At 62.7% G+C, this 20,163-nt stretch carries 20 protein-coding genes; 13 read left to right on the top strand and 7 right to left on the bottom strand.

The window, feature by feature from the left end; translation table 11 throughout:
* The first annotated feature begins 293 nt into the window (after nt 1-293).
* Nucleotides 294-1,493: a threonine ammonia-lyase gene (locus tag Cth01_RS11895; protein ID WP_045839416.1), complete on the top strand. Its 1,200-nt coding sequence runs from the start codon at nt 294-296 to the stop codon at nt 1,491-1,493.
* Nucleotides 1,494-1,514: 21 nt separating this feature from the next.
* On the opposite strand, the gene Cth01_RS11890 is transcribed toward Cth01_RS11895, so the two are convergent.
* Entirely contained in the window at nt 1,515-2,285 is a 771-nt protein-coding gene (locus Cth01_RS11890; protein ID WP_003065227.1) for a slipin family protein, read from the bottom strand.
* Nucleotides 2,286-2,588: 303 nt separating this feature from the next.
* Here Cth01_RS11890 and Cth01_RS24000 point away from each other — a divergent pair, with 303 nt between their 5' ends.
* Both Cth01_RS24000 and Cth01_RS11885 read left to right on the top strand, forming a co-directional pair.
* Nucleotides 2,589-2,726 carry a hypothetical protein gene (locus Cth01_RS24000; protein WP_003059912.1) on the top strand — a complete coding sequence of 46 codons (138 nt, stop codon included), beginning with the start codon at nt 2,589-2,591 and terminating at the stop codon, nt 2,724-2,726.
* A 321-nt stretch (nt 2,727-3,047) separates the two neighbouring features.
* A complete protein-coding gene (locus Cth01_RS11885) occupies nt 3,048-4,904 on the top strand; it encodes a phosphoenolpyruvate carboxykinase (GTP) (RefSeq protein ID WP_045839302.1) in 1,857 nt (618 codons plus the stop codon).
* Nucleotides 4,905-5,090: 186 nt separating this feature from the next.
* Here the strand turns inward: Cth01_RS11885 and Cth01_RS11880 are convergent, their stop codons facing one another.
* Nucleotides 5,091-5,519, bottom strand: a complete 429-nt coding sequence (locus tag Cth01_RS11880; RefSeq protein WP_003065220.1) for a hypothetical protein — start codon at nt 5,517-5,519, stop codon at nt 5,091-5,093.
* Nucleotides 5,520-5,654: 135 nt separating this feature from the next.
* On the opposite strand from Cth01_RS11880, the gene Cth01_RS11875 reads away from it, so the two are divergent.
* From Cth01_RS11875 to Cth01_RS11865, 3 genes are read left to right on the top strand one after another with little or no spacing between them, the layout of a single operon-like run.
* A complete protein-coding gene (locus tag Cth01_RS11875; protein WP_034351561.1) occupies nt 5,655-6,635 on the top strand; it encodes a LysR family transcriptional regulator in 981 nt (326 codons plus the stop codon).
* Nucleotides 6,636-6,648: 13 nt separating this feature from the next.
* Nucleotides 6,649-7,527 (top strand): metallophosphoesterase, encoded by an 879-nt coding sequence (locus Cth01_RS11870; protein WP_012836586.1) that lies wholly within the window; start codon nt 6,649-6,651, stop codon nt 7,525-7,527.
* Nucleotides 7,528-7,556: 29 nt separating this feature from the next.
* Nucleotides 7,557-7,979, top strand: coding sequence for a universal stress protein (locus tag Cth01_RS11865; protein ID WP_003065214.1), 423 nt, complete (start codon nt 7,557-7,559; stop codon nt 7,977-7,979).
* A gap of 161 nt (nt 7,980-8,140) precedes the next feature.
* On the opposite strand, the gene Cth01_RS11860 is transcribed toward Cth01_RS11865, so the two are convergent.
* Nucleotides 8,141-9,055 carry a LysR family transcriptional regulator ArgP gene (locus Cth01_RS11860; protein ID WP_045839301.1) on the bottom strand — a complete coding sequence of 305 codons (915 nt, stop codon included), beginning with the start codon at nt 9,053-9,055 and terminating at the stop codon, nt 8,141-8,143.
* Between the two features lie 42 nt (nt 9,056-9,097).
* Here Cth01_RS11860 and Cth01_RS11855 point away from each other — a divergent pair, with 42 nt between their 5' ends.
* The 6 genes from Cth01_RS11855 (at nt 9,098) to gorA (ending at nt 15,006) form a co-directional block, all read left to right on the top strand.
* The gene (locus tag Cth01_RS11855) at nt 9,098-10,474 is read left to right on the top strand and encodes a D-amino acid dehydrogenase (RefSeq protein WP_034392914.1); all 1,377 of its coding nucleotides are present in this window, start codon (nt 9,098-9,100) and stop codon (nt 10,472-10,474) included.
* Nucleotides 10,475-10,587: 113 nt separating this feature from the next.
* Nucleotides 10,588-11,079 carry a homoprotocatechuate degradation operon regulator HpaR gene (gene hpaR, locus Cth01_RS11850; RefSeq protein ID WP_003065209.1) on the top strand — a complete coding sequence of 164 codons (492 nt, stop codon included), beginning with the start codon at nt 10,588-10,590 and terminating at the stop codon, nt 11,077-11,079.
* 26 nt (nt 11,080-11,105) lie between these two features.
* The gene (locus Cth01_RS11845; protein ID WP_045839300.1) at nt 11,106-11,747 is read left to right on the top strand and encodes a 3'-5' exonuclease; all 642 of its coding nucleotides are present in this window, start codon (nt 11,106-11,108) and stop codon (nt 11,745-11,747) included.
* A gap of 197 nt (nt 11,748-11,944) precedes the next feature.
* Complete coding sequence (locus tag Cth01_RS11840; protein ID WP_045839299.1) at nt 11,945-12,469, top strand: flavin reductase family protein; 525 nt, start codon at nt 11,945-11,947, stop codon at nt 12,467-12,469.
* Between the two features lie 131 nt (nt 12,470-12,600).
* Complete coding sequence (locus Cth01_RS11835; protein ID WP_082085661.1) at nt 12,601-13,512, top strand: TauD/TfdA dioxygenase family protein; 912 nt, start codon at nt 12,601-12,603, stop codon at nt 13,510-13,512.
* 129 nt (nt 13,513-13,641) lie between these two features.
* The gene (gene gorA, locus Cth01_RS11830; RefSeq protein ID WP_045839297.1) at nt 13,642-15,006 is read left to right on the top strand and encodes a glutathione-disulfide reductase; all 1,365 of its coding nucleotides are present in this window, start codon (nt 13,642-13,644) and stop codon (nt 15,004-15,006) included.
* Between the two features lie 123 nt (nt 15,007-15,129).
* Here gorA and minE read toward each other — a convergent pair whose 3' ends face one another.
* Genes minE through minC form a run of 3 tightly spaced genes read right to left on the bottom strand, consistent with a single transcriptional unit; the run spans nt 15,130 to nt 17,007 of the window.
* Nucleotides 15,130-15,396: a cell division topological specificity factor MinE gene (gene minE / locus Cth01_RS11825; protein WP_003071985.1), complete on the bottom strand. Its 267-nt coding sequence runs from the start codon at nt 15,394-15,396 to the stop codon at nt 15,130-15,132.
* 5 nt (nt 15,397-15,401) lie between these two features.
* On the bottom strand, nt 15,402-16,214 hold the full coding sequence (gene minD / locus Cth01_RS11820; RefSeq protein ID WP_003069672.1) for a septum site-determining protein MinD: 813 nt from the start codon (nt 16,212-16,214) through the stop codon (nt 15,402-15,404).
* Nucleotides 16,215-16,272: 58 nt separating this feature from the next.
* Nucleotides 16,273-17,007 (bottom strand): septum site-determining protein MinC, encoded by a 735-nt coding sequence (gene minC / locus Cth01_RS11815; RefSeq protein WP_034351247.1) that lies wholly within the window; start codon nt 17,005-17,007, stop codon nt 16,273-16,275.
* A gap of 149 nt (nt 17,008-17,156) precedes the next feature.
* On the opposite strand from minC, the gene Cth01_RS11810 reads away from it, so the two are divergent.
* A complete protein-coding gene (locus Cth01_RS11810) occupies nt 17,157-17,906 on the top strand; it encodes an enoyl-CoA hydratase/isomerase family protein (protein WP_003069668.1) in 750 nt (249 codons plus the stop codon).
* A 71-nt stretch (nt 17,907-17,977) separates the two neighbouring features.
* Here the strand turns inward: Cth01_RS11810 and Cth01_RS11805 are convergent, their stop codons facing one another.
* On the bottom strand, nt 17,978-20,065 hold the full coding sequence (locus tag Cth01_RS11805; protein ID WP_045839296.1) for an acetoacetate--CoA ligase: 2,088 nt from the start codon (nt 20,063-20,065) through the stop codon (nt 17,978-17,980).
* Between the last annotated feature and the right edge of the window lie 98 nt (nt 20,066-20,163).

The following is a 20,163-nucleotide window of genomic DNA, read 5'->3' as shown; positions in this document are numbered from 1 at the left end:
GCTGAGATGAAAGATAGTGCAGTTACTGACTCGGTGTTGGCACAATTATGCAGATTCATCGAAAAAAAGCACGTTGATTTAGGCACTATGTTGCATGTTTCGCTGAAACCAAGGGAAATCCTTAGGTGCTCATAGTTCGCAGAACGGCGCCGGATTTGAAGTGTTTTTGCGGCTATTCCATTGCTAGGAAAAGGCGAGAAGCTATCAATTACTGAGCAACCGAGCTGGATGCCCTTGATTCGCAAACCCAGCACTGGCGCGGGGTGATGAGCTGCTTGCAAAATGGATCCACCATGCTGACCTTTGCAGATATCCAAGCCGCCGCTGCGCGCCTGAATGGCGCCGTCCTTCAAACCCCTTTTGTGGAATCACGCACGCTCTCGCAGATCACGGGGGCGCAGGTCTATCTCAAGTTCGAGAACCTGCAGTTCACTGCATCCTTCAAGGAGCGTGGCGCGCTCAACAAGCTGCTCATGCTCAGCGATGCCGAGCGCGCACGCGGCGTGGTCGCCATGAGTGCGGGCAACCATGCCCAGGGCGTGGCCTATCACGCTCAAAGGCTGGGTCTGCGTGCCGTCATCGTCATGCCGCGCTTCACTCCCGGTGTGAAGGTGGAGCGCACGCGCGGCTTCGGTGCCGAGGTGGTGCTGCATGGCGACACATTGGCCGAGGCGCGAGCCCATGCCTATCAGCTGGCGCAGGAGCAGCAGCTGACCTTTGTCCATCCCTATGACGACGAAGCGATTGCTGCGGGCCAGGGCACGCTGGCGCTGGAAATCCTGCAGGCACAGCCCGATCTGGATGCGCTGATCATTGCCATTGGCGGCGGCGGTCTGATTGCGGGCATTGCCACGGCAGCCAAGGCCATCAAGCCCGAGATGGAGATCGTGGGTGTGCAGACGCAGCGCTTTCCCTCCATGGTCAATGCCCTGCGCCACACAGATCTTCCCATGGGGGCTTCGACGATCGCCGAGGGCATTGCGGTGACCCAGCCAGGCATCATCACCCAGGAGGTGGTGCAGCGCTGCGTGGACGATTTGTTGCTGGTGGACGAAGGAGATATAGAGCAGGCCGTGCTCATGCTGCTGGAGATCGAGAAGACCTTGGTCGAGGGCGCAGGGGCGGCGGGCCTGGCGGCCTTGCTGCGCTATCCCGCTCGCTTCAAGGGCCGGAAAATAGGTCTGGTGCTGTCGGGCGGCAATATCGACCCCATGCTGCTGGCTGCCATCATCGAGCGCGGCATGGTGCGCTCCGGTCGTCTGGCGCGTGTGCGTGTCAGCGCGCGCGACGTACCCGGCGTGCTGGCCCAGATCACGGCCACGGTGGCCGGAGCCGGCGCGAATATCGAGGAAGTCCATCACCAGCGTGCCTTCACCATGCTGGCCGCGCAGAATGTGGAGATCGAGTTCGTGCTGCAGACACGCGGCCACGCCCATGTGAGCGAGGTGCTGGAGCAACTGCGCCGCGCAGGCATGGAGGCGGCCCTGGTGTGAGGCTTGAGCCGCAGGCCTTGCTCAGGCCTGCAGGGGCGTGATCTTCTTGATCAGCGGGGTCACCAGGTCCATGGGCAAGGGGAACACCACGGTGGTGTTCCTGTCCGCGCCGATCACGGTCAGCGTCTCCAGGTAGCGCAGCAAGATGGCCTGAGGCTCCTGCGCCAGAACTTTCGCTGCCTGAGACAGTTTTTCCGAAGCCTGCAATTCGCCTTCGGCGTGAATCACCTTGGCGCGGCGTTCTCGCTCGGCCTCGGCCTGACGTGCGATCGCCCGGATCATGGATTCGGTCAGATCGACCTGCTTGATCTCCACGTTCGAGACCTTGATGCCCCAGGTGTCGGTTTGCGCATCCAGCGCCTGCTGGATGTCCAGGTTCAGCGATTCGCGCTCTGCCAGCATTTCGTCGAGCTGATGCTTGCCCAGTACGGAGCGCAGCATGGTTTGCGCGAGCTGACTGGTGGCCTCCAGATAATTGACCACCTGGATCACCGCCTTTTCCGCATCCACCACGCGCAGATAGATCACGGCATTGACCTTGACCGAGACGTTGTCGCGCGAGATCACATCCTGCGCGGGGACCTCCAGGACCACGGTGCGAAGATCCACCCGTACCACCTGCTGGATGGCAGGAATGATGAAGATCAGTCCCGGCCCCTTGACCTTCCAGAAGCGCCCCAGCGTGAAGACCACGCCGCGCTCATACTCGCGAAAAATCCGGATCGACGCCGTCCCCAGGCCAATCACCAGCATCAGCAGGATCAGCCAGAACAGGAAAGAAGCGCTAACCATAGAAGCCATCCTTTCAGCGAGGGACTTCGGCGCTGCGATCTGACGTTGGACGGTGCACATCGATTTCTTAATCGGCGCCGGGTCGTCCGCAAGCCCAGCATATGCTGTTGCACTCCGAGTGCGAACTTATCTGCGCATGGTCGACATCGAAGAAGTGCTGTTCGCCATTGGCGGACATGGGATACGGGTCTGAGCGCAAAGAGTGGCTATGGCTTTCCCTGAGCCATGTCGCCAGGGCTGTGCCTAGAATGGCCGCAGAGCTTGCTTGTTTCACCGCCTGCTTTCAGGAGGAGCATTGATCACATGTCAGATGATTCCGCAGTGAACCACGAGGCACAGGACGCGGCCGAAGCCGTTGTGCCCTATATCCCCATCATCATTCCCGCCGCTGGCGCCGTGATGATGTTCCTGCTGGCCTTTATCGCCGTGAACATGGCCTAGGCATTCCAACCTTCTCGAGCCCAACCCCGCGACGCGGGGTTTTTTTACGTCTGTGCAGGTTATGAATGAATGCGATATGCATATATTGATGCGCAAAATGCATAGATATTGCCCATGATTTGCTGACAAATTCAAGGCCCCTACCTAAAATCGATCTCCCGCTGCTATTCAAAACAAGGTTGTTTTGACTATTTCAGACGGATTTCAGGCGCCAACAAGCGCTAGGGAAAGCAAGCGAGACACCTTCAAAAGCCTTTTTTCAAAGACGCAGCCGAGGATGCTTCTTTGAAAAACTGGTTTTTTAATTGAAGGACTTCCCCCATGAACGCCGCTGTGCAAAGCCTGAACATCCAGGCTCCCGACTACGTCAAGAACCCCAAGCTCATTGCCTGGGTCGCCGAAATGGCCGCGCTGTGCAAGCCTGCCCAGATCCACTGGTGCGACGGCTCGCAAGCCGAATATGACGCGCTGTGCCAGCAACTGGTGGATGCCGGCACCTTCAAGCCCCTGGCCAAGCGCCCTGGCTCCTTCCTGGCCTGGACCGATCCTTCGGACGTGGCTCGCGTGGAAGACCGCACCTATATCTGCTCCGCCAAAAAGGAAGACGCAGGCCCCACCAACAACTGGATGGAACCTGCCGAAATGCGCGCCACGCTGAACCCGCTGTTCGACGGCTGCATGGCTGGCCGCACCATGTACGTGGTGCCTTTCTCCATGGGCCCGCTGGGTTCGCCCATCGCCCACGTGGGTATCGAGCTGTCCGACAGCCCCTATGTGGCCGTCAACATGAAGATCATGACCCGCATGGGCAAGGCCGTGTATGACGTGATCGGCACCAGCGGCGAGTTCGTGCCCTGCGTGCACACCATCGGCGCACCTCTGGCCGCAGGCCAGAAGGACGAGACCACCTGGCCTTGCAGCAAGACCAAGTACATCGTTCACTATCCTGAAACCCGCGAAATCTGGTCTTACGGCTCGGGCTACGGCGGCAATGCGCTGCTGGGCAAGAAGTGCTTTGCGCTGCGTATCGCCTCCACCATGGGCCGTGACCAGGGCTGGCTGGCCGAGCACATGCTGATCCTGGGCGTTACCAACCCCGAAGGCAAGAAGTACCACGTGGCTGCGGCCTTCCCCTCGGCCTGCGGCAAGACCAATTTCTCCATGCTGGTGCCGCCCAAGGCCTTCGACGGCTGGAAGGTCACGACCATCGGCGACGACATCGCCTGGATCAAGCCCCAGGCCGACGGCTCGCTGCGCGCCATCAACCCCGAAGCCGGTTACTTCGGCGTGGCTCCTGGCACCAATATGCTCACGAACCCGAACTGCATGTTGAGCCTGGACAAGAACGTGATCTTCACCAATGTGGCCCTGACCGATGACGGCGACGTGTGGTGGGAAGGCATGGAAAAGGACCAGGGCAAGCTGCCCGATCACCTGATCGACTGGCAAGGCAAGGACTGGACGCCCCAGATCGCCAAGGAAACCGGCGCCAAGGCCGCCCACCCCAATGCCCGCTTTACCGTGGCTGCGACCAACAACCCCGCGCTGGACGAAGCCTGGGACGATCCCGCCGGCGTGAAGATCGATGCCATGATCTTCGGCGGCCGCCGCTCCACCACCGTGCCTCTGGTGACCGAAGCCCGCGACTGGACCGAGGGCGTGTACATGGCTGCGACCATGGGCTCCGAAACCACGGCCGCCGCCTTTGGCGCGCAAGGCGTGGTACGCCGCGACCCCTTCGCCATGCTGCCTTTTGCCGGCTACAACATGAGCGACTATTTCCAGCACTGGCTGGATCTGGGCGCCAAGATCGAAGGCCAGGGCGCAACTCTGCCCAAGATCTTCACCACCAACTGGTTCCGCAAGAATGCCGAAGGCAAGTTCGTCTGGCCCGGCTACGGTGAGAACATGCGCGTGCTGAAGTGGATGATCGACCGTCTGGAAGGCCAGGCTCAGGGTCAGGAAACCGCCTTTGGCATTGCTCCCCAGTACGCCGAAATCAACTGGAGCGGTCTGGACTTCGATGCTGCCCAGTTCGACAGCGTGACCAATATCGACAAGGCGGCCTGGGCCGAGGAAATGAAGCTGCACGGCGAGCATTTCGACAAGTTGGCCTACAACCTGCCCAAGGCCATGCTGGATACCAAGGCCAAGCTCAAAGAGCGTCTGTCCGCCTAAGCCTTTGACAGAATAAAAAAGCCCTGCAGGCCGTTGGCCGCAGGGCTTTTTGTTTTTGAACCGTTGTGTTGATAGCTGTTGGCGCCTGTCGGACAAGGGGTTGACGCCGATTTCATGAGACGCTGAGCGGGCATGAAAAAGCCGCTGGCCTTGTGGGCAGCGGCTTTTTTCGGAGAGGCGCGGAGCTTAGCGGCTCTGGCGATCCATGGCACGGGCCAGATCGGCCATCAGGCGGGCATCTTGCAGCGCGGCGTTCCAGACGCGTTCATCGGCAGCAGCTTGCTGGCGGCTCTTGACCCAGGCGCGGTAGCCGGTGCGCACCAGATTGATGGCACGGCGTGCGGGAGTGGAGAAGAGGGCAATGCTGGCAAAGGCCATGGCCCACAGAACCATCCAGGCAGCCATCATATGACCGTCGCTCCAGGTTTCGGTGGCCTGGAAGACGCCGGCGGCCAGGGCGGCCAGCACCACAGCCAGCACCATCCAGTACGACCTGGACTGGGATTGCGCCTCGTGCTCGGCGGCAATGGCGGCCATGCGTTCATCGCTGGCTTGATAGATACGCACCACACCAGGGTGCTCGACACAGTAGGAGTTGTAAATAAAGTTGCTCATGGCAGTTAACCCTTTGACCCACGCTTTTGGCGAATTGCCCGGGGAATAGGTGTAACTATAGGGATTACCCTAGGTGTGTTCAAATTTATATTTTGAATCTGTAGCATTCACGGCAGTGATGTATTGGGTGATGCCATGTCTTTGAACTTTCGTTCTCTGGATCTCAATCTGCTGCGCGTCTTCGACGAGGTCATGTCCGAGCGCAGTCTCACGCGTGCGGCGCACAAGCTCAGCATCACCCAGCCGGCGGTCAGCAATGCAATGCGCCGGCTGCGCGAGGTTCTGGGCGACGAGCTGCTGGTGCGCCAGGGACAGGGCGTGGAGCCCACGCCGCGTGCCCAGGCCCTGTGGCCGGTGATACGCGAGGCCTTGCAGCATCTGGAGGGTGCACTCGCACCCGATGAGTTCGATCCCGAGACGGCCGCCACCACGTTCGTGATCGCCATGGCCGATGCCACGGCAGCCACGCTGATTCCGCCGCTGTACCCGATTCTGGCGCGCGAGGCACCGGGCCTGGGCATACGCCTGCTGCCGCTGACCACGCGCGATCCAAGGCCCTTGCTCGATGATGGCGAGGCTGATATGGCCGTGGGCTATTTCCCCGCCGTACTGGCCGATCTGACGGCGCGTGCCCAGGCTGGCGGTCTGGTGGCGTTTGACAGCCGCCGTCTGTATGAGGGCGAGTACCTGTGCGTGATGCGCAAAGGCCATCCGCTGGCGCATGTTCCGCTGACGCTGGACAACTATTGCGCGGCACGCCATATGCTGGTCAGCTTTTCGGGCCGCTCCTTCGGCTTCATCGACGAGGCCCTGGCCTCGCTGGGGCGTTCGCGCGAAGTGGTGCTCACCGTCAACCAGTTCTTCACCGCGGCGCGCGTGGTGCTCAACTCCGATCTACTGACCATCTTGCCGCGCCATTTTGTGCCCGTGACCGGCATGAGCGACCAGCTGGAGCTGCGCGATCTGCCCTTCGATGTCACGCCCGTGCATGTGGATGCACTGTGGCGTCGGCGCGGCCCGCACCCGCAGGCCTATGACTGGCTGCTGAAAACGCTGACGCGCTCGGCCGAGATCACCTTTGCCAACGGTTCGGCCCAGGTCACTCACCATGGTTGACTAAACTAGCCACATGAAGATCCAGCTGCTGTCCGACCTGCACCTCGAAGTCCACCCCCAATTCGTGGCCCAGCCAGCCGCGGGCGCCGATGTGCTGGTGCTGGCCGGCGACATCGGCTCCTACCAGAGCAGTACCCAGGTCGACGGCGAGAACTTCGGGCTGGAGCGTTTCTCGCCGCTGCCGCAATACGCCAACTGGCCCACACCCGTGCTGTTCGTGCCCGGCAATCACGAATACGACATGCAGGACTTCGACGAGGCAAGGCTGCGCCTGCAGCGTGTGTGCGACAGGCTGGGTCTGATCTGGCTCGATCGTGAAACCGTGGTCATGGACGGGGTGCGTTTCATCGGCACCACGCTGTGGAGCGACTTCGACGCCATGGCCATGCATGAAGGCGTGAGTGATGCCACGCGCTTGCACAAGCTGCGCGAGAAGGCCTTTCGCGCCGCCAATTTCTATCTGCAAAAGACAGGTGGCAGTCGCCAGGGCGAGCCGTTTCTGGCCGCGCCCATGCGCGAGGAAAGCCTGCTCTGCCAGGACTGGCTGCGCGCTGCGCTGCAGCAGCCTTTTGACGGACCCACGGTGGCCGTGACCCACTTTGCGCCCAGCCTGCGCAGTGCCGATCCGCGCTACGGCCTGGTACCCGGCACGGCCGGTTTCTGCAATGTGATGGACGACTTTCTGCCCCATGCCCAGCTCTGGCTGCACGGCCATCTGCATTGCGCCAGCGACTACATCGCATGCGGCCAGCGCGAGGACGGCAGCGAATGGCAATGCCGTGTGGTGGCCAATCCCCTGGGCTATGCCCGCAAGGGAGAGCAGGATGACTTTCTGCCGGCATCGACAATTGACTTGAGCCAAGTCAAGATGCTGACTGTCCCCAGCCCTTAGGCTTGAGACATCAACAAGGAGAAATTGGTATGAAGATCTTGCTCGCCGTGGACGGCAGTGCCTATACCCAGAAAATGCTGGCCTATCTGACCTCGCATCAGGAGATGCTGGGCACGGGCCATGAGTACACCATCATCACCGTGCAGCCGCTGCTGCCGCCTCGTGCACGCGCCGCGCTGGGCAAGGAGGTGGTGGAGCAGTACTACGACGAAGAATCCGCCAAGATCCTGCAGCCCGTGCTGGAGTTCCTGAAGGGGCGTGGCGTCGAGGCGCAAAGCATCGCCAAGGTCGGCCCCATTGCCGACACCATCATCCATGCCGCCCAGGACGGCAAGTTCGACCTGATCGCCATGGGCACGCACGGCCACGGCGCGCTGGGCCGTCTGGTCATGGGTTCGGTCAGCTCGCAGGTGCTGGCGGGCTGCACCATCCCCGTGCTGCTAATTCGCTGATTTTCATAGCTGCTTGCGCTTGATTTACATACGTATCAGGCGTAAATCAGCTTCAAATCAAGGTTAGATGAGCGTCCACAGCTACAAAAACCAAAGTACCTCCGTTTGACATCAAGCTCTCAAGGCCGCGCTGCAAAGCACGGCCTTTTTTCTTGTCTGCATCAAACCGCTTGCAGCACTTGCCGGGCCTTGCCCAGCAAGGCCTGGCTGACACGGGCCAGCACGCGTGACTCCAGATTCCAGCAATGCCAGAACAGCGCGATGGACAGCGCATGGCCTGTTGCCACGTCGATCAGCTCACCGGCATCCAGCGCGGGCTGCACCAGCAGCTGCGGCAGCACGCCCACGCCCCAGCCGGCACGCACGGCGCGCACCTGCGCCTCGCAGCTGGGCAGCAGAATCTGATGCTGCAGCGACACATTGCGCAGACCCAGGCAACGCGCCACAAATTCGGCCTGCATATCGTCCTTGCGGTTGAAGGACAGATAGGGCAGCTGGTTGAAGTTCTTGCGGGTCAGCCCCTGCGGCAGTCTTTGCCCGGCAAACTCGCGCGAGGCCACGGCCACATAGCGCATGGCGCCCAGAGGCTGCACGGTGCAGCCGCGCATGGCCTGACTCAGCGTGGTGACGCAGCCCATGACCTGGCCCGAGCGCAGCAGCTCCTGCGTGAAGTCCTGATCGTCGACCACCACCTCCAGCGGCAGGCCGCTCTTCACCAGCTCGTCCAGAGCCGTCATGGCCCAGGTGGCAATGCTGTCGGCATTGATGGCGATGGAGACGATTTCTCCGGCCAGACTCTGACCGGTCTGCGGTGCCAGTTCCTGCAACTCATGAGCGAGATCGGCGCGCAGCAGGCGCAGCTGCTTGGCATGCTTGAGCAGCAGACGCCCGGCGCTGGTGGGCTTGACGGGACGCGTGCGCTCCACCAGTACCGAGCCCACCTGGGCTTCCAGTGCACGCAGGCGCTGGGACACGGCCGACTGGGTGATGTGCAGCCTTTGCGCCGCGCGCTCGAAGCCGCCTTCTTCCACGATGGCGGCCAGGCATTCCAGCGCAACAGGGTCCCAGGAGCTCATGGCAACTTCATTAGCATTTCTGATGAAACTGCTGAAAATTTAATGCTGCTTTTGTTTGCCCGCAAGAGTGCAGACACTGGCCGCATGAACATCATCGTCCTGGGCGCCGGCATCATCGGCATCAGCACCGCCTGGCATCTGCGCGAGCGCGGTCATCAAGTCACCGTGGTGGACCGCCAGAGCGGTCCGGCCCTGGAGACCAGCTATGCCAATGGCGGCCAGATCTCGGTCAGTTACTGCGAGCCCTGGGCGAATCGCCAGGCACCCTGGAAGGCGCTCAAATGGATGTTCGACAAAGAGGCTCCTCTGCTGCTGCGGCCCCAGGCCGACAGCGCGCAATGGCGCTGGTGCCTGCAGTTCCTGGCCCAGTGCAATGACCGCGCCTTTGCGCGCAATGTGCAGCAGATCGTGGCGCTGGGCGCCTACAGCCATCTGGCGCTCAAGGACATGGTCCAGAAGACCGGTATCGAGTTCGAGCGGCTGGAGCGCGGCATTGCCCATTTCTACAGCAGCCCGCAGGCGTTTGCCGAGGCCGCCGAAGGCGTGGAGCTGATGCGGCAATACGGCGTGCAGCGTCGTCTGGTCAGCCGCGAAGAGCTGCTTGCCATCGAGCCAGCATTCACGCCCTATGCCGCGCAGATTGCGGGCGGCACCTTCACTGCCACCGATGAGTCCGGTGATGCGCGTCTGTTCACCGAAAAGCTGGCCGGTCTCTGTGCCCAGGCCGGTGTGCAGTTCCTCTACGGCCACGACATCCTGAGCCTGCAGCCGGCGCGCAGGGGCAGGCCTGCCCAGGTGCAGATTCGCGACGGCAGCGATGGCGCCCCGCGCATGCTGAGCGCGGATGCAGTGGTGGTCGCCTGCGGCTCCTACACGCCGCTGCTGCTCAGGCCTCTGGGCGTGAAGGTTCCCATCTATCCGGGCAAGGGCTATAGCGCCACCTTACCGCTGCTGCGGCCTGAAAAAGCCCCCATGGTCTCCACCATCGACGACAGCCGCAAGGTCGCCATGAGCCGTTTGGGCAACCGACTGCGGGTAGCCGGCACCATAGAGTTGGGTGGCTTCGATCTGAGTCTGGACACGCCCACGGCCAGGGCGCGCTGCGAGATGCTGGTCAGGCGCGTGGAGGAGCTGATGCCCGGCGTCTGCGACACGCGCCTGCCCGAGCAGGGTGGCGATCCGCAGTTCTGGTGCGGTCTGCGGCCCGCCACGCCCACCAATATTCCCTGCATCGGGGCCACGCAGGCAAGAGGCATCTGGGTCAATGCCGGGCATGGCACCCTGGGCTGGACGCATGGAGCAGGCTCGGGCAAGGCCATGGCGGCCCTGATGAGCGGCGAGCGCCCGGCACTGGATTTCCGGTTCTGGGATGAGCCGGCACCCGAGGTCGCTCGCGGCGCGCGGATTGCGTCCGCCTGAGACAGGGCATAGGACTGCAGGACGAGTACGGGCTGGCTGACTCTTTTGCCCGGATTGACGGTATCGCTGCGTGGGGCTCTTACATACAATTACGCCAGCAACTCGTCCATGCCATGATCCAGCACGACATCACTCCTGCCCTTGAAACCTCACGTTCCTTTGCGCGCTCATTGCCCATGGCTTTGCTCAAGGCCCGCGAGGCGGTCATGGTGCGCTTTCGTCCCTCGCTGCGTGCGCACGGCCTGACCGAGCAGCAATGGCGCGTGCTGCGCATCATGTGGGTGGCCGACAAGCGCTTGCGTCCCATGGAGCTGTCGCAGCTGACCTTCATCAGCATGCCCAGCCTCTCGCGCCTGCTCAAGACGCTGGAAGGACGCCTGCTCATCAAGCGCGGCCGCCATGTAGCCGATCTGCGGGGCTCCGAGTTCGCCCTCACGCCAGCCGGCCAGGAGATGGTGGCCCAGATCGTGCCGCATTTCGAGACCATCTACACCGAGATCGAGGAGCAACTGGGCAGCGCCGAGAGCGAGCAGCTGTTCCGCATCCTCGAGCATGTGGTGCAGAGCCTGGGTCTGCCCGGCGAAGACGAGCTGGGTCAGGACTGAGGCGCCTGCCACGGCACAATGCAGTGATGAGTGCTGCGATTGCCGTCATCGACTTCGAAACCACGGGCATGACGCCCGCCCAGGGTGCCAGGGCCACCGAGGTAGCCATCGTGCTGCTGGAGCAGGGCCGCGTGGTGGACCGTTTCCAGAGCCTGATGCAGACCGGGGCCTGGGTCTCGCCCTTCATCACCGAACTCACCGGCATCACCAATGCCATGCTGCGCACGGCGCCGCCCGCCGCCGAGGTGATGCGCGATGCGGCCCGCTTTGTGGGCGCTGCGCCCATGGTGGCCCACAACGCATCGTTCGACAGCAAGTTCTGGCAGGCCGAGCTGGCGCTGGCGGGCGAAGCCGCCCCCCAGCTGTTTGCCTGCACCGTGCTGCTGTCGCGCCGCATCTACCCGCAGGCGCCCAGTCACAGCCTGGGCAATCTGGCGCGCTACCTGCACCTGCCTTCCACGGGCCGTGCCCACCGGGCGCTGGCGGATGCCGAGATGGCGGCGGCCCTGCTGGCCCGCATGCAGCAGGATCTGTGCGATCGCCATGCCTTGCCCTGGCCCGAGCATGAGCTGCTGATGCAGCTGCAACGCTGCAGCAAAGCCAAGGTCGGCGGCTGGCTGGCGCAGCAGGCCGGCCAAGGGCTGCTGGCAGCTCAGACCCCGGATTGATGAAGTTTTAGGACTGCAGGCCTGTGTATTACTGCGTGAGAAGCTATCAAAATTGATGATTCTGGCCTTAAGCCCTTACGGATTGTGACCGGCAAGGTTCAAGTTGATAATTGATCAAGTCCTGCAGATGCTCTTTGGATCTGCTGATCTTGAACCGTGGCGCACCGTTGTGGTCGCTGACCTGAGCTCTGAATTTCGTGAACTCCGCCTTGCCTACCTCCGTCTTGCGTTCGGCTTTGCCTTTCTCGCAGCGCGAATTTCGCGATGCGCTGGGGCAATTTGCCACCGGCGTGACCATCATCACGGCGCGCAGTGCAGAGGGCCATGCGGTGGGCTCCACGGTCAGCTCCTTCAACGCACTGTCGCTGGCGCCCTCGCTGGTGCTATGGAGCCTGGGTCTGAAGGCCAACTCACTGCCCGTGTTCCGCCACTGCACGTATTACGCGATTCATGTGCTGGCGGCTTCGCAAAAGCCGCTGGCCGAGCTGTTTGCACGCAAGGGCGCGGACCGTTTCAGCCATACCCAGCATCATGACTCCGAGCATGGCGTGCCGCTGCTCGAGGGCTGCAGCGCGGTCTTCGAGTGCCGCAATCTGCGCCAGCATGAGGAGGGCGACCATCTGCTCTTCATCGGCGAGGTGGAACGCTGCGAGCACCATGCCGACCGCGCGCCGCTGCTCTACCACTCGGGCCATATGCACGCCCACGGCTTCGTCAGGTAAAGCCGGCTGCCGACTGGGAACCCTACCTAGTCGGCTTGAACGATACCGATCTCCAAGGCCCGCCCTAGATTGCCCCCAGGCCTGCTGTGTCAGGCCCGAGGACAGTGGTTGCAACGCTTTGGAGACACATGATGATCGATTGCGAAGACAGGCCGGCCCATACCCAGCGCAAGGTGGCCGCGGCAAGCAGGACGGGGATCGAGTTCAAGCGCATCTCACCCGCCATCGGCGTGGAGGTTTCGGGCATAGACCTGCGCCAGCCCATGAGCGAGGAGCAGGCGCGCGAGCTGCGTCAGGCGCTGGTGGCGCACAAGGTGCTGGTGTTTCGCGAGCAGAACATCACGCCTGCCCAACATGTGGCGTTTGCGCGCCGCTTCGGCGAGCTGGAGCTGCATCCGGTATTTCCCCATCACCCCGATCATGCCGAACTGGTGCTGCTGGGTGGCAACAGCAAGATTCCAGGCACCGAGAACGTCTATCACACCGATGTCTCCTGGCGCGAGACGCCTTCCATGGCCTCGGTGCTGCGCTGCGTGGAATGCCCCGAGGTCGGCGGCGACACGGTCTGGATCAATATGGAGCAGGCCTACGAGCAGCTGCCCGAGACGCGCAAGCAGCAGATCGCCGGCCTGTATGCCGTGCATGACATCCTGCCTTCGTTCGGCGCGCGCATGACGCCCGCACAGCAGGCCCAAGCCCGCGGCAAATACCCGCCCGTGGTGCACCCGGTGGTGCGCACCCACCCCGAAAGCAGCCAAAAGATTCTCTACGTCAACGAGGCCTTCGTCACGCATTTCGCCAACTTCAGCTCGAACTTCGACAGCTTCCGCTCGGCCAACGAAATTCATGCCCAGCAACAGGAGCTGATGAACTATCTGCTGCGCCAGCCTGCGATTCTGGAATACCAGATGCGTCTGCACTGGGAGCCCAACACCATTGCCATGTGGGACAACCGCTCTACCCAGCATTACGCGATTCAGGACTATTTCCCGGCCGTGCGCCGCATGCATCGCGCCACGGTCGTGGGCGACAAACCGTTCTGAGCCGCCCGCCAATCAAACTGGGTCGTGCAGGTGGTTTAACGCTGCGTTAAACCACCTGCGGCAGTCTTGTCTTGTAGAGTTCAAAGCAGCAAGCATCTGCTTTGACCCTCCCAAACAGCGAGACAGAACATGCAGCAACAAGACTTTGATTACGATTTTCTGGTCATAGGCGGTGGCTCGGGCGGCGTGCGCGCCAGCCGTGTGGCTGCCGGCCTGGGGGCCCGTGTGGCGGTGGTGGAAGCTGCCCAATTGGGAGGTACCTGCGTCAACGTGGGCTGCATCCCCAAGAAGCTGCTCAGCCATGCCGCGCACTTCAGCCAACTGGCCGAGGAGGCCCGGGGCTTTGGCTGGCAGCTGGAGCGACCGCGCTTCGACTGGCCCACGCTGATTGCCAACAAGGACCGCGAAATCGAGCGCCTGAACGGTGTCTACGGCCGCATGCTGGCCGGGGCAGGCATTACCCTTATCCATGGCCGTGCGGCGCTCTCGGGGCCGCATAGCGTGCTGGTGAACGGCCAGACCATCCATGCCCGCCATATCCTGATTGCAACGGGCGGAACGCCCAGCCTGCCCGATATTCCTGGCGTGGAGCATGCCATCAGCTCTGACGAGGCCTTCCATCTGCCGCACCTGCCCAGGCGGGTGGTGGTCGTGGGCGGAGGCTATATCGCCGTGGAGTTCGCCTCCATCTTCAACGGTCTGGGCGCCGAGACGACCCTGCTGCACCGCCGCCAGCAGTTGCTGCGCGGCTTTGATGCAGACCTGGGTCTGCATCTGGGCCAGGAGATGGCTCAGTTGGGTGTGAACTTTCGCTGGGGCGAAGAAATACAGGCCATCGACAAGCAGGCGGACGGCCTGCACCTGCAGCTCAAGAGCGGCGAGCAACTGGTCGTGGACTGCGTGATGTATGCCACGGGTCGTGTGCCCCTGATCGAAGGCCTGGGGCTGGAGGCCGCGGGTGTCAAGGTCAACGACAAGGGCGCCATCGAGGTGGATCAGTATTTCTGCAGCAACCTGCCCTCCATCCATGCCGTGGGCGATGTGGTCGATCGCATGGCCCTGACGCCCGTGGCGCTGGCCGAGGGGACAGTGCTCGCCCATCATCTGTTCGGCCAGGGCGGCAAGAGCGCTCCCGACTATGAGCTGGTGCCGACGGCGGTGTTTTCCCATCCGCAGGTGGGCACCGTGGGCCTGTCGGAGGAAGTGGCGCGCGAGCGCTTCGGCGCAGTGCAGGTTTTCCAGTCCAGCTTCAGGCCGCTGACCAACCGCATGGGGGCCGAGCCCGAGAACGTCTTCCTCAAGCTCATCGTCTCCAAGGCCGACCAGCGCGTGCGCGGCGTGCATATGGTGGGAGAGGGCGCGGGCGAACTGATGCAGGGCTTTGCCGTGGCACTGCAATGCGGCGCGACCAAGCAGCAGTTCGATGCGACCATCGGCATACACCCGACCGTGGCCGAGGAGCTGGTGACCATGCGCGAGCCGGTGCGCGAATGAGAAACGGCTCCCGCGCTTTCGCAGGGGGCAGGGCCGCGCGGCGGCATCGCAATGAAAAATGGGCCTTTTCAGGCCCATTTCCTTGTCCATCAAGCGCTAGCGCTATGGATAGATGAGTTGGTATCAGCCACGCGCGGCGTCCGGCAGCTCGATCTTGACTTCCAGAACCTCAAGGTTTTCCTGGCGCTCCAGCTGTACCTTGATGTCATTGGGGTTGATGTCCACATACTTGGAAATCACGGCCATCAGCTCTTTTTGCAGGGCAGGCAGATAGTCGGGCTTGCCACTTTCGCCGCCCACGCGCTCGCGCGCGAGAATGATCTGCAGTCGCTCCTTGGCGACCGAGGCGGACTTCTTCTTCTCTCCGAGCAGAAACGACAACATGGACATCAGGCTTACCTCCCGCCAAACATGCGCTTGAAGAAACCGGGTTTGACGGCTTCGGTAAAGCGCATGGGTTTTTCTTCGCCCAGGAATCGGGCCACCACGTCCTGATAGGCCTCTGCCACATCCGTGCCTTGCATGTGCACGGCGGGAATGCCCTGGTTGGAGGCCTGGAGCACGGTTTCGGATTCGGGGATCACGCCGATCAGCTCGATGCGCAGAATGTCCTGGATATCCTCCAGCGACAGCATCTGGCCGTCTTCCACACGATTGGGGTTGTAGCGCGTGATCAGCAGATGCTCCTTGATGCGCTCGCCCTTGACCGCACGCTCCGTCTTGGAGCTGAGCATGCCCAAGATACGGTCCGAGTCTCGCACCGACGAGACTTCGGGGTTGGTCACCACCAGGGCCTCTTCGGCATAGTGCATGGCCATCAGTGCGCCGCTTTCAATGCCGGCGGGCGAGTCGCAGATGATGAACTCGAAGTCCATGGCGGACAGATCGTCCAGCACCTTCTTCACGCCTTCCTGCGTGAGGGCTTCCTTGTCTCGGGTCTGCGAAGCGGCCAGCACGAACAGGTTTTCGCACTGCTTGTCCTTGATCAGGGCCTGGTTCAGATTGGCTTCGCCCTGGATGACATTGATGAGGTCATAGACCACGCGGCGTTCGCAGCCCATGATCAGATCGAGATTGCGCAGACCCACATCGAAGTCAATCACTGCGGTCTTGTGGCCGCGCAGTGCGAGGCCGGATGCGAAGCTGGCGCTGGTGGTGGTCTTGCCGACACCGCCTTTGCCAGAGGTCACGACGACGATTTTGGCCATGTTTGCACGATTCCTTTAAGACAAATGGGGCAGGTTGATAGGGTGTCCGGTGTGTCTCTCATACCGGCTCGATAACGATTCTTTCTCCCTCCAGGCGCACCTTGGCAGCTTTGCCGGCGACGTCCTTGGGGAGATCGGTTTCAATTGTGCGGTAGATACCTGCGATGGAAAGCAGTTGCGCCTCCATGCAAGTGCTAAAAATTCTTGCGCTGGTGTTGCCGCTGGCCCCGGCCACGGCGCGGCCGCGCAGCGGCGCATAGACATGGACGTTGCCGTCGGCAATCACCTCGGCACCATAGCTGACCATGTCCAGAACCACAATGTCGGTGCCTTTGGCATAGACGCGCTGTCCCGAGCGCAGCGGCCGGTCCACGATGACGGCATCGGCCAGCGGAGCAGGCACCTCGACCTCCACTTCGCGAATGATTTCGTGGATTTCCGGCTCGGTGCGGCGCGTCGGCATGGCATCGGGGGCTGCGCTCAGACCAAGGGCCTTGGCTGCTTCCATCTGGGCCTCGCTGCCGCTGCGCACGGCAACGGGCACTGTGCGGTGGTTGCGCAGGGCCTCGATCAGGGCCGGGAAGTCGATTTCTTCCTCTGCTTCGCGCACCTGGCTGAGGTCGATCAGCACAGGGTCGTTGTCGAAGAAGTCCGGGTCGTCGGCAAGACGGCGGGCCAGATCCTGGGCCAGCGCCTGCATGTCGGTGCTGCGAAGTACCACGGAAAGCACCGGCAGTTGTGCGCTCTTGAGGTCAAAGCTGGGGCGCTCGGCGCCGGTCGATTCAACAGACATGGATGGGATCAGCGCACATCAGGTGCTCTATGAGGACGACAAAGTGTACCTGCCTACCGGCAAAAGATATGGTCACCGAGTGTTTGCACTGCAACACTTGATGCACCTCAGAGGCCTGTGTCTGTGCAGGTCTGGATGAAAATACAGTCATGTCTCCAGAGCTTTTGATCCAGGGCGCCTGTGCCAGCATCACCTTGCGCCGTCCCGAAGTTGCCAACAAACTGCTGCCCGAAGACCTGATCGTGCTGCGCCGTCAGATCGACGAGGTCAACGCCAGCCCCGCGGTACTGGTGCTGACGCTGCAGGCGGTGGGCAGGCATTTCTGCAGCGGTTATGACATTGGCGAGATCGCCAACAGCCAGAACGAGGGCAGCTCCTTCGGCGAGATGGTGGATGCCATCGAAAACTGCCGTCCCGTCACCATTGCCGCGATTCAGGGCGGCGTGTTCGGCGGTGCCACCGATATGGCACTGGCCTGCGACTTCCGCGTGGGCGGGGCCAACAGCCAGATGTTCATGCCCGCCGCGCGGCTGGGCCTGCATTTCTACCTCTCGGGCCTGGAGCGCTATGTGACCCGCCTGGGCGTGGATACGGCCAAGCGCCTGTTCCTGAGTTGCGAGAAGCTGCAGGCCCAGGCCATGAAGGACTGCGGCTTTCTGACCGATCTGGTGGACGGCACCGATATCGGCGAGCGCGTGATGCAGCTGCAGACCACGTTGGCCGGCATGGCGCCGCTGGCCTTGCTGGGAATGAAGAAACATCTCAACGCCATTGCCCGCGGCGTGCATGACAAGGCCGGCATCGATGCTGCCGTGCAGGCCACCATCGCCTCGGCCGATCTGAAGGAAGGCGGCGCGGCCTGGCGCGAAAAGAGAGCTGCCCGCTTTCAGGGGCACTGATCCCCAAGAAGGGACGTAATCCTTTGCAAGGCGGCGGGGGCCACTCAGGCCCTCGCACCGCGCCTGCCGTGTCAGGACACTGTGCCTGCTCCTGCCCGGGCCAGATATTCCCTGGCAAAGCCCTCGTACCAGTCCAGGCAGCCTGGGTTGGCCATGGCGTCCTTGTTGACCACCTTGGCCAGCGGCTGGCCCAGCAGCAGCTTCTTGATGGGCAGCTCCTGCTTTTTGCCGCTGAGCGTGCGCGGTATCTCGGCCACGGCAAAGATATCGTCGGGCACAAAGCGGGGCGACAGCGCCGAGCGGATGGCCTTGTTGATGCGCTCGCGCAGCGCCGCATCGAGCTCCACGCCCGGACGCAGGGCCACAAACAGCGGCATATAGCTGTCCTTGCCCAGATATTCGAGATCCACCACCATGCTGTCCAGCACCTCGGGCAGGGCCTCGACGGCGCTGTAGATCTCGCTGGTGCCCATGCGCAGGCCATGGCGGTTGATGGTGGCGTCGCTGCGGCCGTAGATGATGCAGCCGCCCTCGCCAAGCAGCTTGATCCAGTCGCCATGACGCCAGACCGGCCCCATTTCGGCGTCACCATCGCCGCCGCCCGGTTGGCGGCCATGGCCGGCCGGGTACATATCGAAGTAACTCGACAAATAGCGCTTGCCGTCCGCATCGCCCCAGAGAAACAGCGGCATGGAGGGAATGGGCTGGGTGCAGACCAGCTCGCCGACCTCGTCCATCACGGGCTGGCCTTCTTCGTTCCAGGCCTCGACGGCGGCGCCCAGCTGGCGGCACTGCATGACGCCGGGCACCAGGGGCAGATCGCGGTTGCCGCCAATGAAGGCCCCCGCGAAGTCGGTGCCGCCCGAGAGGTTGTTCCACCAAATGTCAGGGCGCCCAAGCTTGGCAAACTGCTCCGTCCCCCACTGCTGCACCTCGGCGGACAGCGGCGAGCCAGTGCTGCCCAGCCCGCGTATGCGCGACAGATCGCCGCAGCTGGACAGCTCAAGGCCGGCTTTCATGCAGTTGGCATAGAAGGCCGCGCCCGAGCCAAAGCTGGTCACGCCGGTCTCGGCCGCAAAGCGCCACAGCGTGCCCCAGTCGGGCTTGTCCTTGCTGCCGCCGGGGCTGCCGTCAAAGATCACGCAGCTCGTGCCGCCCAGCAGGCCCGAGACCTGGGCATTCCACATCACCCAGCCCGTGGAGCTGTACCAGTGGTAGCGCTCGCCCCAGCTATTGGGCTCGTAGCTGCAGCCGATGTCGTTGTGCAAGGCCTTGAGCTGCAGGGCCACCAGCACCATGCCGCCATGGCCGTGGACTATGGGCTTGGGCAGGCCCGTGGTGCCGCTGGAGTAGACGATCCACAACGGATGGTCGAACGCCAGCCACTCGGGCTCAAAGGCAGCGGTATCAGCATCATTTCTCGCTGTAACGCTTGTGTAGTCTGCGGTGTCGGCTATCTTTATCGAGGTATCCAGATTGGGCACCAGCACCACGTGCTGCACGCTGGGCAGGCCTTGGCGCAGCTCCTGCAGGACCTCGCGGCGGTCTATGTCCTTGCCTGCGTAATGCACGCCGTCCACGGCGATCAGCGCCTTGGGCGCTATCTGCTTGAAGCGGTCGAGCACGGCATGGGTGCCCATGTCGGGCGCGCAGATGCTCCAGATGGCGCCCAGACTGGCGCAGGCCAGAAAGGCGACGATGGTCTCGGGAATATTGGGCAGATAGGCCGCGACGCGGTCGCCTTTGGCGACGCCCTGGGCACGCAGATGCAGGGCCAGGGCCGCCACCTGGCGCTGCAGCTCGGGCCAGCTCAGCTCGCGCTGCAGACCCTGCTCGTTGCGGCTGATGACGGCCGGCATGCCGGCGGCATGGGCCGGCTGGACATGGCGCAGCACCTGCTGCACATAGTTCACCTGCGCGCCCGGGAACCACTGCGCGCCGGGCATGGTGTTCCTGGCCAGCACCGCGCTGTGCGGCGTGGGCGACTGCAGATCGAAGTAATCCCAGATGCTTTGCCAGAAGGTGTCGAGATCGCTGGTCGACCAGCGCCACAGCGCGTCATAGTCGGCAAAGCTCAGGCCGCGTGTTTCATGCAGCCAGTTCTGGTACAGCCGGATCTGAGGGATATAGGGAGCGGGGTGTTGCGGTGCGGAAGACATGGGTCCAGCCTAGCGCTGCAGCCCTTGCAAGTCATTGGTGGTGGCCCCGTCAGATGTCACCTGTGCAGCAGCGCGGTCGGCTGTATGGGCGCACACGA

It is taken from the genome of Comamonas thiooxydans (assembly GCF_000964545.1).
Classification (GTDB): Bacteria; Pseudomonadota; Gammaproteobacteria; order Burkholderiales; family Burkholderiaceae_C; genus Comamonas; species Comamonas thiooxydans.
This window is presented reverse-complemented; position numbering and strand designations above follow the sequence as displayed.

Bases quoted from the DNA above. Each gene is read 5' to 3' on its own strand.
- Cth01_RS11895 (WP_045839416.1), top strand. From the start codon at position 294: ATGCTGACCTTTGCAGATATCCAAGCCGCCGCTGCGCGCCTGAATGGC.
- Cth01_RS11890 (WP_003065227.1), bottom strand. From the start codon at position 2,285: ATGGTTAGCGCTTCTTTCCTGTTCTGGCTGATCCTGCTGATGCTGGTG.
- Cth01_RS24000 (WP_003059912.1), top strand. From the start codon at position 2,589: ATGTCAGATGATTCCGCAGTGAACCACGAGGCACAGGACGCGGCCGAA.
- Cth01_RS11885 (WP_045839302.1), top strand. From the start codon at position 3,048: ATGAACGCCGCTGTGCAAAGCCTGAACATCCAGGCTCCCGACTACGTC.
- Cth01_RS11880 (WP_003065220.1), bottom strand. From the start codon at position 5,519: ATGAGCAACTTTATTTACAACTCCTACTGTGTCGAGCACCCTGGTGTG.
- Cth01_RS11875 (WP_034351561.1), top strand. From the start codon at position 5,655: ATGTCTTTGAACTTTCGTTCTCTGGATCTCAATCTGCTGCGCGTCTTC.
- Cth01_RS11870 (WP_012836586.1), top strand. From the start codon at position 6,649: ATGAAGATCCAGCTGCTGTCCGACCTGCACCTCGAAGTCCACCCCCAA.
- Cth01_RS11865 (WP_003065214.1), top strand. From the start codon at position 7,557: ATGAAGATCTTGCTCGCCGTGGACGGCAGTGCCTATACCCAGAAAATG.
- Cth01_RS11860 (WP_045839301.1), bottom strand. From the start codon at position 9,055: ATGAGCTCCTGGGACCCTGTTGCGCTGGAATGCCTGGCCGCCATCGTG.
- Cth01_RS11855 (WP_034392914.1), top strand. From the start codon at position 9,098: ATGCTGCTTTTGTTTGCCCGCAAGAGTGCAGACACTGGCCGCATGAAC.
- hpaR (WP_003065209.1), top strand. From the start codon at position 10,588: ATGATCCAGCACGACATCACTCCTGCCCTTGAAACCTCACGTTCCTTT.
- Cth01_RS11845 (WP_045839300.1), top strand. From the start codon at position 11,106: ATGAGTGCTGCGATTGCCGTCATCGACTTCGAAACCACGGGCATGACG.
- Cth01_RS11835 (WP_082085661.1), top strand. From the start codon at position 12,601: ATGATCGATTGCGAAGACAGGCCGGCCCATACCCAGCGCAAGGTGGCC.
- gorA (WP_045839297.1), top strand. From the start codon at position 13,642: ATGCAGCAACAAGACTTTGATTACGATTTTCTGGTCATAGGCGGTGGC.
- minE (WP_003071985.1), bottom strand. From the start codon at position 15,396: ATGTCCATGTTGTCGTTTCTGCTCGGAGAGAAGAAGAAGTCCGCCTCG.
- minD (WP_003069672.1), bottom strand. From the start codon at position 16,214: ATGGCCAAAATCGTCGTCGTGACCTCTGGCAAAGGCGGTGTCGGCAAG.
- minC (WP_034351247.1), bottom strand. From the start codon at position 17,007: ATGTCTGTTGAATCGACCGGCGCCGAGCGCCCCAGCTTTGACCTCAAG.
- Cth01_RS11810 (WP_003069668.1), top strand. From the start codon at position 17,157: ATGTCTCCAGAGCTTTTGATCCAGGGCGCCTGTGCCAGCATCACCTTG.
- Cth01_RS11805 (WP_045839296.1), bottom strand. From the start codon at position 20,065: ATGTCTTCCGCACCGCAACACCCCGCTCCCTATATCCCTCAGATCCGG.